Source organism: Rhizobium sp. NFR07, from assembly GCF_900111905.1.
GTDB lineage: Bacteria > Pseudomonadota > Alphaproteobacteria > Rhizobiales > Rhizobiaceae > Neorhizobium.
The window spans coordinates 643,735-657,692 of record NZ_FOKM01000002.1; the positions used below are offsets into that span (position 1 = coordinate 643,735).

Sequence of the window (13,958 nt, forward strand, 5' to 3'; positions counted from 1 at the left end):
CGAAGCATCAGGCTTCGCCCTTTTCGTATCAGAGCTCGCCCGAAATTTCCCGCCGACGCCGGTCAAGCTCTTCCGTGTAGCGCCGCAGCGTATGGCTTTCCGATAGCTGGCCCACGACCTTGCGCTCGATCTGGTTGTTGACGACGGCAAGCGCTTCCGCTTCGGTCTTGTCGAAGATCGCGGCCGCCTGCTTGGCGTTCATGCTTCTCAGCAGCACGTCGTTCTTGTAGCGGATGAAGGAGGACAGCTCGGGCTTCTCCTCGCCGTCCTTGGTCGGCGCCGCATAGACGTCCGGCGTCAGGATCATGCCGATATATTTCTCGCTCTCGTCGATCACGATCACCCGCTGCGACGAGCCGAGCGGAAACTCCTTGCGAAACTCATCGAGCGACAGGCCAGCCTTGGCCGTCTTCACGTCGGCGCGCATCAGCTTGTCGACCGTCAGGTTGCGGATCCAGCCGATGTCATGCGCGCTCCGAATGCTCTCGCCGCGAAGGTGAAAACGCCACGTCGCGAACGAGTAGCCGAATGTGGTTCGCACGACGACCGAGGATGTGATGACGGCGGCAAGCGCCAGCGCCGTGATGGGGAAGTCGCCGGTCACTTCCAGCGCCAGGAACGTCATTGTCAGCGGCCCGCCGATCACGGCGACCGCCATCGCGCTCATGCCGACCACCGCGTAGATGACCGGCGTCAGTGTTGCATGGGCAAAGAGATAGGGTGCCGAATACGCGAACAGCTTGCCGATCAGCGCACCGAGAAACAGCGAGGCGAAGAACAGGCCACCACGGAAGCCGGCACCGATCGAGATGGCGGAGGCGAGCGATTTGATGAGCAGCAGGCCGATCACCGCGCCCACCGCCATCTCCTGGTTGAGGCTTGCATGCAGCGCGCCATGACCGGCCGACAGGACCTGGTGGTCCACCAGCGCGAGCAGGCCCACCACGACACCGCCGAGCGCCGGCCGGAAGATCGGTGATATGGAGCTCTTGCGCGCCAGTTCCTCCACCTGGCTTACGCCCTGCATGAGCAGGATGCCGCCGCCGGCGCAGACCATGCCCAGCACCACGGCCGGCAGGTAATCGGCCGGCACGACGGCGCCGATTTCGCCGATATCGATCATGAATTCGTCGCCGACGAAGAGCCTTGCCACGAAGGTCGCAGCGAGCGCCGAGACGACGACCGGCGCCAGGCTTACGATCGTATAGGTGCCGATGATCAGCTCGAAAGCGTAGAAGGCACCGGTCAGCGGCGCATTGAAGGCGGCAGCAATGGCGCCCGCGGCACCGCAGCCGAGCAGGACGCGCAAATCCTGGCGGCGCAGCTTCAAGAGAAAGCCGAGCTTCGAGGCGATGCCGGCGGAAAGCTGCGTATAGCCGGCCTCCAGCCCGACGGAGGCGCCGAAGCCGTTGGAGATCAGGTTCTGAACCGCAACCACGATACTGTCGGTCAGCGACAGCCGTCCGCCATGCAGCGCATTCGCCTCGATCGGGTCGACCATCGGCTTCTTGCGCCATCTGCGCAGGATGAGGAACAGGAGGCCCATGATCACGCCGCCGGCGGCAGGCGCCCAGATGACGATCTCGGGATTGAGCCCCGGCGTGGCACTCAGTCTTTCGTGGCGTCCGATGCCGTAGACCAGCATCTGGATGGCATGGGCGATGAAGCTCATCGCCGCAACCGCCAGGCCGGCCAGGATGCCGACCACGGCCGCGATCAGGATCAGGCCGAACTCGCTGCGGCGGATGAGAACGCGCAGCTGCGCCGGATCGAGCAGGATGCGGAAATCGGGCAGTCTTGCGATAAGGCGTTGCAGCATGGCCGTAGTGAGCGTTTTCGACGTCTCCTGCAAACTAGGGCGTTGATCCTCGTTAGGAACCGGTTGCTGCTCTTGATCGGTCACGCGGCTTAATCCTTGCGGAAGACGAGGCTCGCACCCCAGCCGGTCAACATGGCGATCAGCACGCAGAACGCGCCGTAGGCGAGCGGCCGGTCATGGGCCGCGTCGGTGATCGCCTGTTCGAGACCCGTCTTGACCACCCGAAGCGGAATTTCCCGCTGGGTCACCTGCGTGCCGCCCTTGAACAGATAGGCACGCACGATGTGAACGCCGTCCGGTACGTTGGCCGGCAGCCGCAGCGAAGCACGGAAAAGGCTGGAAGACACGAAGCGCACGCCGCTCGTCTCCTTCTGGTAGAGCCCGCCGGAGAGTTTCAGGCGCCGATAGGCCTCGCGGAATTCCGACAGTTGGCCGACGTCGCGAATATAGCCGGTGGGGTTGAGCGGTAGGTGCTCGATGCCGACACCGATATTGTCGAGCGCGGTCAATTGGGTCTCGTCGTCCAGTTGGCGCGTGCTGGCGATCGAATAGCTCTCGGGCACCTGCTCGAAGGTCATCGATTCGGTGTTGATCCAGATGCCCAGCACACGCTCTTTCCGCCGTACGGTGGCATAGTCGCGCGGCCCTTCCAGCGTGACGATGATGTCGTACTGACCGATCGCGAGCAGCAGGTCGTCGGCATTGGTGATCGCACCGAAAACCGTCAGGTCGGCGCCGCGAAAATCCGAGGTAATGGCGATCTCGTTGGAGGAGACGCCGATGTCGAGACCTTCCTGTGCACTCGAAGCCTCGCCGAGCGGCAGCTGTGCGAGGCTCACGCCGGCCGGCGCGATAATGAACATTGAGAGGAGGGCGAGCTGCTTCAGCATCAGTAGCCTATCCCTCCGACCGCGACTGAGTAGAGATCCTCCGGGCGGATGAAAAGGCCGATCGCCAGGCGTATGCCGACGGCCAGAACCAGCAGCGCCAGCAATGCGCGCAGCTGTTCGCCGCGCAGCTTCTGGCCCACGCGCACGCCGTATTGCGCTCCGATCACACCGGCCACCATCAGGATGAAGGCGAGAACGATATCGACGGAATAGTTGGTCGCCGCCTGTACCATGGTCGTATAGGCGGTGACGAAGATGATCTGGAACAGGGAGGTCCCGACGACGACATTGGTCGGGATGCGCAGGAGATAGATCATCGCCGGAACCATGATGAAGCCGCCGCCGACACCCATGATCGAGGTGAGAATGCCGATGAAGAATCCGAGCATGACGACGGGGATCGCCGAGAGATAGATCTTCGACTTCTTGAACCGCATCTTCAGCGGCAACCGGTGCACCCAGTTGTGCTGGCCGGGACGTTTCAAGGGAAGCGGCTGGTTCAGCTTCGCCTTGCGCATGGCGCGCACGCTTTCCTGCAGCATCAGCACGCCGATGGTCGACAGCAGCACGACGTAGAGCAGCGAGATGAACAGGTCGAGCTGGCCGATGCTGCGCAGCCAGGAGAAGATCCACACGCCGACGGTCGCCCCGACAAGGCCGCCGATAAGCAGGATCGTCCCGAGCTTCATGTCGAGCGTGCCGCGTCGGAAATGGGTGATCGCGCCGGAAACCGAAGAGGCGACGACCTGGTTTGCCCCGGTGGCGACGGCCACGACCGGCGGGATGTTATAGAAGATCAGGAGCGGCGTGATCAGGAACCCGCCGCCGACGCCGAACATGCCGGAGAGAAAACCGACAGCCGCGCCCATGCCGAGGATGATGAAAATATTCACCGAAAGCTCTGCTATGGGCAGGTACACAGTCACGGTTGACCCCGACAAGGCGAAATGGCGGAATCGCCCGATTTACGGCGCTCCGCGTGAATGGCAGCAGATGGTCTCACATGCCCGGTGAACAAGGCATGAAGATGGTTATCCTCATGCGCCCGCATCACGGCCCAAGTCAAACCGCTGCGAACACCGAATGATGTCGCAAGCTCTTGATTCAGGCTGATTTCCCCGTTGCGTGGCGAATATGCCGCGTCACCGCAATCCCGGTCGGTTAAGTCGAGATTTGCTTGCGCCGCGTCCCGTCGCGCGTCGGCATTGACCGAGGCCAGCGCGCAAAAAAAGCTGGACTGGATGCGTTGACCCGATCCAGCCGCTGGAGAGCTGTTGTCCGGCCGGACCTAGCCGTTGCGCGCCAGAAGTTCGCGCACCAGCGCGTCATTCACCTTGCCGGTCGCTTCCTGGCCGATCGAGTTCTGGAAGGCTTTGATGGCGGCAACCGTCTTGGCGCCCATCTTTCCGTCCGGCGTGCCGGCGTCAAAGCCGTTGCGGTTGAGGATGGCCTGTATGTTGCGGATCGCCTTCGTCATGTCGACTGAGGCCGTCGTTACACCCTTGCCGGAGGCCCATTCATCGGGAATGTCCACAGAATTGGACTTCGGATCCAGCGGCATCGCCTTCCAGGCATCAAGCTTGGCGCGGGCACTGTCCAGCTGCTCCTTGCGCATCGCCTTGGCCACTTCGTCGCGCTTCTCCGCGGCATCCGTGTCGCCGCCATTGGCGGCTGCGCCGAACCACTTGTAGCTTTCTTCCAGGTCCTGCTTCACCCCGTTGCCGCGGGCATAGAGGATTGCCAGGTTGAACTGGCTGTCGACGACGCCATGATTGGCCGCGTTGCGGAACCACTCAACGGCTGCCGCATAGTCGGGCTTGCCGGTAACGCCGGAGGCGTAGAGGACGGCGAGATTGTGCATCGCGCTGGAATTGCCGGCTTCGGCTGCAAGCCGGTAATAGGAGAGGGCCTCGTCGAGATTGCGGACGACGCCGGTTCCCTTTTCCAGCATGTTGCCCAGCCGGTACTGCGCTGGCGGAAGGCCGCGGTCGGCTGCGAGGCGGTACCATCTGGAAGCCTCTGCCGGATCGGCCTTCACGCCGCGACCGTCGCTGAAGCGGGCGCCGATCTCGAACAATGCATTGGCATCACCGCCGGAAGCGGCATCGGCAAGCGATTTCGGCTCGATCCCGGCCGGCACGACGATGTCGGCCGATGCTGTCGCGGCGGGCTGCTCGGAGGAGGCGGCGGGGGCGGTCTCAGACTGCGTCCTCGTCGGCTCCGGCATTTCCGCCAGGCTCTCGGGCATTGCGCCATCCTGTGCGGTCGCATCGGAGGTGGCGTCATTCGCCGGCCCGTCCGTGCCGTTCCCTTCGGCGGCCATTTCACTGCCGGTATCCGGCGGCGTCTGTACCTCCGGCATCGGCGGCTGGTCGGTCGCCATATCGGTGGTCGTGCTGTCGGCGGTTGTCGCCGGTGTGGTTTCCGGTGCAGCCGACTGCTCGGTATTCTCCTCTGCGGGCGCCTCGACGGCCGCCATCTGCGGCTCCTGGCTGGTGGTCACCGTTTTGATCAGCGGCATGGCCATCAGCGCCAGAAGCACGGCACCGACCGCCATCAGGATCGGCCGGCGGTGCTGCGAGAAGGCGGACGGGCCCTTGGCTGCCTTTGCGGCGCCGACCTTACCCTTGCCAGACTTGACCTCTGCCTTCGGCAGGGAGCCGCGCTGCGAGGGGTCGGCTTCCTGTGCGGCGGCCTTAGCGGCGCGGCGGGCGGCAGCGATATAATCGGCGCGCTCGCCGCTTTTCTCGCGATCGAACTCGCCGGCTGCCTGGCTGGCACGAACCTTCTCGAGGATCTTCTTGACGTCCGGTGCGCCGGAGCCCGGCTCCAGCAGGTCGTTTTCACGTTCCGGCGGAAGAACGTCGCCCATCGCTTCCGACGGATCGATGGATGGTGCCGGTTCGACCAGTGTGCGGGCGACGGGCGCCGCCTCCTGCTTGCCGCCTGAGCGGAAACGCCGAGTCAGGCCACTGAGCAGACCGCTCTTTGCCGGTGCCTGTTCGTCCTCGCCATCGATTTCGACGGGCTCGGCGTGCGCAGGAATGTGGTCGGAAAGGGTCGAGGAAATCGCGCTGCTGTCGCGCAGTTTTGCCTCGGTCTGCCCGGTATTCATGCCGGCAAGCTCTTCGACGAGCTCGACGGAGAGCGCCGGTGCCATGGCCGGATCGGTGGCAGCGACGGCCGGTGCCACCTGCTGGCGCGCCGGCGCTGCGGAGGCAAACATCTGTTGGCGAGGTGCCTCTTCGGCATGGGGCGCGCGGGCGCTGCCCCCACTGATCTGGCCTTCCAGCTTGTCCAGCCGCTCGGCGATCTGCACGAGCGTTCCGTGCAGAGCCTCGAAGGTCTGGTGGGTGCGGTTTTCGGAATTGCGCGCCAGGTCTTCCAGGTGCTTGAGGTCCTCGGCCAGTCCCGAGAGCGCTGCAACGTCGGCGCCCGAGCTTGCCGTGCCGGCCACCAGATTGCGCGAATAGGCCTCGATCACCGTCTCGGCGGCTTGGCGGGCGGCCTCGACGATATATTCGTCATTGGTCGCCATATAGCCTTCGATCGCCGCCATGCGCGTGTCGAATTCCGGCGACCATGCGGACGTGCCGCTCGGCTGGGAGATCAGCGTCGAAAGATGGGCGATCTGGGCTTCCAGCCCGCGCAGGGCGTCGTCATTGTTCTGCGGCGCGGCGGAAGCCTCGTCGAGGCGCGCGGCGATGTCGCTCAGCCGGTCCTCGATCCGTCCGAAGGCCGCATTGCTCTCCTCGTCGGCAGCCGGCTGCTTCTCCATCTCATCGATGCGCTGCGCCAGATATTCGAGCCGTTCGCCGAGACCGTGTTCGGTAAAGTTCGAATCGAGCGCATCGATCTTGCGGGAAATGTCGGAGAGATAGCCTGTCAGCTCTTCGGTCTGTCCGGCCGGCGGCTGCAATTCGTGGATCAGCGCCGTCAGCTGTTCGATACGCTCTTCCAGCCGTGCGGCGGCCTGCTCCTCGGCCAGTTCCTCGATCTTGCCGGCTAGGAGTTCAATGCGTAGCGACAGGCCATCGGTGGCCTTGGTGTCGGAAGTCGCACGGCCGATGTCCTCGACATGGTCCATCAACGCGCCGAGGCGGCCTTCCAGCCGCTGCAGCGCGATATCATCGAGTGCGGTGGAGGCCGGGGCGCGGACATTGGCGGCGATCGCGCGGCTGATTTCGTCGAGACGCTGGTCCAGCATGCCGAACTGCTTGCCCAGTTCCGCATCGGTCGGCTGCATGCGCGTGCCGAGCTTTTCCATCATGCCGGCAAGGCTGAGCAGCTTTTCTTCCAGCGCCCGGATGACCGGGCTGTCGGCCATCAGGCCGAGCTGGTTGCGGATCTCGTCGGTGCGATAGGCGAGCGCGACGATCTCCTCCCTGAGCGCGGACGCATCCGCTTCCTGAATGCGCTCTTCCAGTCCCTGCCACTGGTTCTGCATCTGCTGCAGCGAGGTCTCGCGTGCAAGACCGTCCATCACGACCCGCAATTCCTCGAACTCGGCGCGCAGGCCGGCCGCCTCCGGCGTCGCCTGCATGGTCAGCTGATCGATGCCCTGGGCAAGCCGCGTGAGATCGGATTCGACATTCGGCGACAGGCGGTGATCCTCTGCCTGCAGCTTGATTGCCCGCACCTCGTCCCTGAGCGCCTTCATCTCGCGGCCAAAACCGTCGGAGAAATCACGCTTCAGGTCCTGCCGAAGCCTGGCCAATGCGTCGTTGAAATCCTGGATGCCCGAGGCCGCACCCGGGGCTGCACCTGCATCGCCGCGATGGGTCGCGTCGGAAAGGCGGGCGGCAACCATGCGCTGGCGGGAAGGATCGGCCAGCGGTGCGGCACCTCGGCGCGCTTCGGTCTGCTGCACGCGCTCGTGCATCGGTGCGGCCGGGCGTTCCGCCATGCGCGGGGCCGGCATGCGGGGTGCCTCGACATAGGTCTCTTTTGCCGGCTGCGAAGCCTGCACGCGCTGGGCGGCGTCTTCGAGCGCCCTTTGTCTTTCGCGGATCTCGGCCAGCACGCTGCGGGTCGTGCCGCCCGTGTGCTGGGAACCGTGCTGTGCCGGTGGCAGGGTGGCGGGGTAAGGCGCTGCAGCGGCCACCGGAGCCGGCGCGCCCACGACGGCCCGTTCCTGGTAGGCGGTCCGGCCTGCGCCGGCCATCAGTCCTTGGATGCGCGCTTCAAGTCCCTCGATGGTGCGGTTCAACGCATCCAGGGATGAGCGGTCGCCGTGACGCGGAGGTGCTGATCGTGATCCGTTCATGTGCTCGCTCGCTTCGACGTTGGTCCTGCTATTCCACTCTATGAACTCTGACTCGGAGATTCATTCCGTAAGTAAGTTCGAATATAAGAAGAACCTTACGCAAGACTTGCCACTATGGCGGCTGCGGCTGATTTACGGGGTAAATGCTTCGCGCCGCCGGATCGCCCACTATGTCGGAAAACATGGTAAACAAGTCGTTAAGACGGGCGCAGATTTTAACTATTTTATTATTTGCTAATGTGTGAAAACAGCAGCTTGGGTCCCGACAGGTTAATGCCGAGCGCTGGCCGTGGCACAGCGGGCGATCCGCCGCATGCCCGCCCTGCCTCGTCCGCGGGGAGCGCTAGCCGATCCTGAGCCCCATCTGTCCAAGCAGTTCGGCCGCCTGATCGCGCGAGATCATCGCCCCCTTGAAAAGCCTTGCGTCGTTGAGCCGCAGGCCACCCAGATCGGCGCCCCTCAGGTCGGCATTGGTGAAGCGGCATCCCACCAGATTGGCGTCTCTCAGCGATGATTTCTGGAAGATCGCCTCGCGGAAATCGCAGTCATGCAGATCCGCCTCGCTGAAATCGACGCCCGTCAGCCGTGCCTTTCGAAACGAAAGCCCGGGCAGCTTGGCAAGCGCCATACCCACGTCTTGCAGGTCCATGGTGATCGCCTTGATGTCGGAAAAGTCCACGCCCAGCATCTTGCAGGAGCGGATCGACGCATGGGTGAGGGTGGCACGGCGGAAGTTGGCGTTGGCGAAATCGCTGTCGCTGAAGACCGCCTCGGTCAGGTCGGCATCGATAAAGCTCGCAAACGATCCGCGGCAGGAAACGAACCGGGCGCTCTCCAGGCTGGCGTCGTCGAACACCGCCCTTGTCAGCATGCAACGTTCGAAGCTCGAGCCGGAAAGATCGAGGCCCGAGAAATCGTTCTCCTCCATCGGGCAGTCGACGAACTGCAGGCGGTGCCCGGCGGCCAGATGCCGCTCTGCCTCGGCCCGCTGCAGCGCCTGGTTCTCGATCCTCACGATTGTAGTGGAGCCGCTGTCGCCCATGCCGGAACACCCTTGAATGCGTCTCTCGACTAGCATGCGGCGTTGCGAATGTTGACTGCACGACAGATAATTTTTCGAAGTCCGGAAATCGAACTTCTCTATTCGCTGGCCGCTACTTCGCGACCAGTTCCTCCAGAATGCGGGCGATGCCTTCCAGGGTGTAAGGCTTCTGAACCACCGTTCGATGCTGGTGGGGCTCGGGCAGGATCGCCTGTTCGCCGTAGCCGGTCGCGAATATGAAGGGCGTGCCGAGATCGTCGAGGCGATCCGCGACGGTAAAGCTCGTCTGGTCGCCGAGATTGATGTCCAGCACCGCAAGCGTAGGCGGGTCTGTGTCGACGATTTCCAGTCCGCTCTCGACGGAGGATGCGGTCATGACCTCCGCCCCGAGCCGCGTCAGGATATCTTCGGCATCGAGTGCGATGATGAGGCTGTCCTCGACCAGCAGAACCTTCTGCTCGGCAAGGAATTTCTCTTCGACCTTCCTCATCGGGTGAGCGGGGGAGTGCCGGGTGTGCCTGATCGGCGCGGGAGATTGCGGCCCGGCCGTATCCGACACATGACGTGCCGGGATCTGGAACGTGGCCCGGACCCCCGTGCTCGCGTAGTCGATCTTTGCCTGGCCCCCCAGATCGTAAGGGACCGAGCGGCCGATGATCGTGGTTCCGAACCCTTTGCGGGTTGGCGGCTGCACCGGCGGGCCGCCGCGCTCCTGCCACTCGAACAGCAATCCGCCATCCTGCATGCGCGACCAGGAGACATCGACATGACCGCCATCGGAAAGGCTGCCGTATTTGGTCGAGTTCGTCACCAGCTCGTGCACCACGAGAGCCATGGTGGAATAGGCCTGCGGGTTCAGCAGCACCGGCTCGCCCGTGACATGGATCCCCTTGTCCTTGTCATCCAGGAAGGCGCGCGCCTCCGCGTCGATGAGAGCGCCGATCGGCGCGGGTCCCCAGTGGTCGTCGGTAATCTGGTTGTGCGCCCGCGCCAGGGCGTGGATGCGGCCGTCCACCAGATCGACGAAGTCTTCTATCTTGTCGGACGAGGGCTTGGCCTGCCGGATCAGACCTCTGATCACACCGAGGATATTGCGAACCCGATGGTTCAGCTCGGCGATGAGAACTTCCTGCTTTCGGTTCGCCGCGTCCCGCTGGGCGCTCGCCTCGCTGGCAAGGCGCAGGACCACCTCGATCAGCGTTGCCCGAAGCGTCTCCGCCACGCGCTTTTCCGGGGCGGTGAACGGCAGGCTTCGGCCCTTAACGAGCTGCTGCCATTCGGCAAAGCTTTCCCGAGGGGTCAGGCGCGGCCCGTTCGGACCATATTCGACAGGCTTGTGGGGATCGCCCGCCCATCTTACCGAACGGACCAGCTCCCCGCGAAACAGGATCACGTAGTCGCGCGGAGAACGCGAGATGGGGATGGCCAGCATGCCTGCAGCGCTATCGGTATATTCCTCCGCCTCCGGCACCAGCGATGCGATCTCATCGGTGGCATAGACGCGTGTTGCGGCCGCGCTGTTAAGCGCCCTGACGATGCGTGCGAACTGCTCGGTGGAAGGCGTCACGCCCCAGAAGGCATAATTGCCGTTGATCCACACACCCACGCCTTCGGCGGGGATCACATCGGTCAGGATCCCTGCGAGCCATTCGGGATCGTTGAGCAGCATCTCGTTGGTCGCGACCGCGCCCAGAAGCTGGTCGGATATATCCCGCGCCCGCCGCTCGTATTCCATCACTTCCTTGCGTTCCCGGCTTTCCAGGCGCATCGAATACATCTGCGAGAAGAGTTCGCAGACCGATCGGGTCTCGAAGCTCGGCGACTTTGCCGAATAGTGATGGCAGGCGAACAGGCCCCAGAGTTCCCCGTCGACCATGATGGAAATCGACATGGAAGCCCGCACGCCCATGTTCTTCAGGTATTCGATGTGGATCGGCGAGACCGACCGCAGGATCGAGTAGGACAGATCGAGCAATTGTCCCTTCTCGTCCCGTTGCGGCAGCACCGGTACCGGCACCGCATCCACGTCGGAAATAACGCGCAGAAGGTTCCGCTTGTACAATTCCCGTGCCTGGGCGGGAATGTCGCTGGCGGGGTAGTGAAGGCCCTTGAACGAGCCGATGCCCGGCTTGCAGGTTTCGGCGACGACCTCGCCCGATCCGTCCTCCGCAAACCGGTAGACCATCACGCGGTCGAAACCCGTGAGTGCCCGCACCTGCCGCGCACCCTCCCGATAGAAGGCTTCGGGCTCGCCCATGAGATCGAGCCGGGAGATCATGGAGCGAACCATGCCCGTCGTGTCGCCGTGCCGGGTCGCCGACGGCTGTGCCTCGATCACGATCTGTCCGCCGGATGTGTGTATGGCGATGTCGAACAGGGGGCCGCGATCGGTCAGCTTGGCATCGAAGATCTTGTCGACGGCATTTGCCCCGCGAAGCGTCGCCAGCCTGTTGCGCAGGCTATGGATCGTTTCGGACAGAAAAACTTCGTTGAGCGGAAGCCCGACAAGGTCGCCGTCCGTTTCCGGCAGGAATTCCGCCACGTTGGCCGATGCGCGGGCAATGATCCAGTCGAGAGTGACTGCGAGAAGGAAACCAATTGGCTGGATGGCGCCGAGCAGGTGAATCGGCTCGCGGTCGCAGTTGGTAAGATCGACTGGGGAACGGTTCATGGGGCCTTTGATCGGAAATTGAAAAGTGTAACGGCGAAGTCAATCGGAAACTTCGGGAGAAGTTCCAATGTCCTCGCCCACAAATTGCCCGCCTGCCCCATATATGTCGGCCTACTTACAAATCCATCCCGCGCCTGCTTTGTTTCCGGTTGCTTCTGACCGCTCCAAGGCTGAGCGGCGACCCTCGCGTCGTTTCGGCAGCTTTGCGCGATTAGCTGTTATTAACAGTAGGCCTCGCCATCATATCCTCACCAGCAGTTGCAACGGGATGACTGCCATGTCTGAGGTAACAGAACACACCATAGATCGGGGCGATGGCGCTCGTGTTCAGCTATTCCAGGCCCGTGCGTCAGATCGACGGAGCGGAGCGATACTGTTCGTTCACGGCAATCAGGGTGGGCTTCTTATAGGTGGGCAGGAGGCGGTTGATGACGGATCACTCGTCCGGTTCTCCTCGCGCCTCGGCATAACAGCGGCCTCCGTATCGCAGCCTGGTTTCGGGACATCGGACGGTCCAGAGGATTTCTGCGGACCGTCGACACAGAACGCCATTGTCGCGGCGTTGAATTTCCTCAAGTTGCAGCCGTCGGTCGATCCAGAGCGTATCGTATTATACGGAAATAGCCGTGGTGCTGTCGCCTCTGCCATGGTGGCAGCTAAGGTGGCCGATCTCAAAGCCATCATCCTGACTGGCGGTGTCTATGATTTGAGAGACGCATATATGAACAGCGGGCGAGGCCTCCAACATGCTATTCAGAAAGAAGCGGGTCTTTCACACGAAGCCTTCCTAGATCGGTCTGCGCTCTATCACGCTCATAACATACGATCAGAAACACTGCTTCTTCACGGCAAATACGATGATCGCGCATTGGTCGATCAGGCTGAACGATTTTCCGAGGCTCTTGCACGTGCAGGGGTTCCTGTAAAGTTTCACGCGCTAGAAGGCGGCCATCGCCTTCCCAGAGAGCAGGTCACTCCCATTCTCCGAGATTTCCTTACCCGCGTATTTGCTCAGGTGGCAACTGTTCATTGATCGTTGTCCCGTTAGGGTCGTCAGGCGACGTCGGGAGGACGTTTAGGAAACAAGCTTTCGCTCGGGCGACAATCCAATGAGTTGCACCGATATCTGTGTGCCGTATAACTTTGGTATGGCAGAGCAAGTGTTTCGCTTTCATACACGTTGGAAAGAAGAATTGGTGGTTTCGGGAAGCGGCGGCTCCTTCGTTCTCGAACTCCCAATCGGTGTATTGTCTGCATATCTCCCAACTGAGGCGGAATGGGAGCGACGTGGGCCAGAATGGGCGCGACCTCTTTGGCACGCATTGAAGAAGGAACTGGAAGATTGGTGCATCAGGCACAATGCCCAGTTCCACATTGATCCGTCGGCCCACGTCTACGCCATTCCTTCTGAGCGCCCGCCCGGCTGACGTGACCGGCCATCAACCGGACCTGCATGTCGCAACACCATAGGACCGCTTTGGGCCGAGAGATATCATGGCTGGTTTGCGCCAATAGACGTGATGCGCGCCGACGTGTGAGAACCGCTTCTACATTTCTGCATCATGAACCGCAGTGCCGAGCGTTTGCGTCAACCTCGCACAGATGACCGAAATCCATCCCGTCCACAAAATAGGCTCAACATTACCTTCGAAGACAAGGCCGCTTGGCTCGACTGAAGCAGTGATATATGGCTCGTTGCTGGCTGTACCGTACCAGCACGGTATCTGAGCCCTGTCGATCCACCCGTCCATGCCACGGTAAACTTCGTGAACTTTTGCCCATTGTTCATCGGAAAGGTACGGATCCACATTAAGCGTAATTGTCTGGTGCAATCTATCTGCCCTCAATTCTGATAGGCAGTCTACCCTTCCAAGCGATGTCCGCAATTGGCCGGATGCCGCTATGGCTGAAATGCGCCGATATCGTTGAAAAACTCGACTGATTTTCCGCTCGTCCTGCCGTTTTTTCCTTTTGGACGGCGGGTTTGCGTTTTCGATCCCCGCGCCTCGGCGCAGGGTTTCATCTCCGCCGCCGTCAGGCGGCGATAGCGCCTTGCGGCGTTCGCAGTGGCCTCAGCTTGGCAAGCCTCCTGAGGTTTTGGGCGGTCGCTGCAAGCAGGAATTCATCGCGGGCACCGCATGGACCTCGCAGTCTCAGGCGCGCCATCCGGAGAATGCGCTTGAGGTGAGCAAAGAGCATCTCGACCTTCTTACGGCGATGCCGTGACTGCACGTATTCTGGTGTTGCGGCTATTGCTCGGGCAACATCAC

At 62.4% G+C, this 13,958-nt stretch carries 9 protein-coding genes; 2 read left to right on the forward strand and 7 right to left on the reverse strand.

Going from position 1 to position 13,958, the window contains the following annotated elements; translation table 11 throughout:
* Nucleotides 1–28: 28 nt before the first annotated feature.
* From BM216_RS06765 to BM216_RS06795, 6 genes are all read right to left on the reverse strand, one after another.
* Nucleotides 29–1,819: a chloride channel protein gene (locus BM216_RS06765; protein ID WP_092996853.1), complete on the reverse strand. Its 1,791-nt coding sequence runs from the start codon at nucleotides 1,817–1,819 to the stop codon at nucleotides 29–31.
* A gap of 89 nt (nucleotides 1,820–1,908) precedes the next feature.
* Nucleotides 1,909–2,709 carry a TIGR02186 family protein gene (locus tag BM216_RS06770; protein ID WP_092996856.1) on the reverse strand — a complete coding sequence of 267 codons (801 nt, stop codon included), beginning with the start codon at nucleotides 2,707–2,709 and terminating at the stop codon, nucleotides 1,909–1,911.
* Nucleotides 2,709–3,635 carry a sulfite exporter TauE/SafE family protein gene (locus tag BM216_RS06775; RefSeq protein WP_092996859.1) on the reverse strand — a complete coding sequence of 309 codons (927 nt, stop codon included), beginning with the start codon at nucleotides 3,633–3,635 and terminating at the stop codon, nucleotides 2,709–2,711. The genes BM216_RS06770 and BM216_RS06775 overlap by 1 nt, the downstream gene beginning before the upstream one ends.
* Before the next feature lie 362 nt (nucleotides 3,636–3,997).
* Entirely contained in the window at nucleotides 3,998–7,975 is a 3,978-nt protein-coding gene (locus BM216_RS06780) for a peptidoglycan-binding protein (protein ID WP_092996862.1), read from the reverse strand.
* 343 nt (nucleotides 7,976–8,318) lie between these two features.
* A complete protein-coding gene (locus tag BM216_RS06790; RefSeq protein WP_092996868.1) occupies nucleotides 8,319–9,017 on the reverse strand; it encodes a pentapeptide repeat-containing protein in 699 nt (232 codons plus the stop codon).
* Nucleotides 9,018–9,129: 112 nt separating this feature from the next.
* Nucleotides 9,130–11,688, reverse strand: coding sequence for an HWE histidine kinase domain-containing protein (locus BM216_RS06795; protein ID WP_092996871.1), 2,559 nt, complete (start codon nucleotides 11,686–11,688; stop codon nucleotides 9,130–9,132).
* 277 nt (nucleotides 11,689–11,965) lie between these two features.
* Here BM216_RS06795 and BM216_RS06800 point away from each other — a divergent pair, with 277 nt between their 5' ends.
* Both BM216_RS06800 and BM216_RS06805 read left to right on the forward strand, forming a co-directional pair.
* On the forward strand, nucleotides 11,966–12,721 hold the full coding sequence (locus BM216_RS06800) for an alpha/beta hydrolase family protein (RefSeq protein WP_092996874.1): 756 nt from the start codon (nucleotides 11,966–11,968) through the stop codon (nucleotides 12,719–12,721).
* A gap of 76 nt (nucleotides 12,722–12,797) precedes the next feature.
* Nucleotides 12,798–13,115 carry a hypothetical protein gene (locus tag BM216_RS06805; protein WP_210217027.1) on the forward strand — a complete coding sequence of 106 codons (318 nt, stop codon included), beginning with the start codon at nucleotides 12,798–12,800 and terminating at the stop codon, nucleotides 13,113–13,115.
* Nucleotides 13,116–13,722: 607 nt separating this feature from the next.
* Here BM216_RS06805 and BM216_RS06815 read toward each other — a convergent pair.
* The coding region (locus tag BM216_RS06815; RefSeq protein ID WP_177230718.1) for a transposase at nucleotides 13,723–13,958 on the reverse strand (236 nt) is incomplete at its 5' end.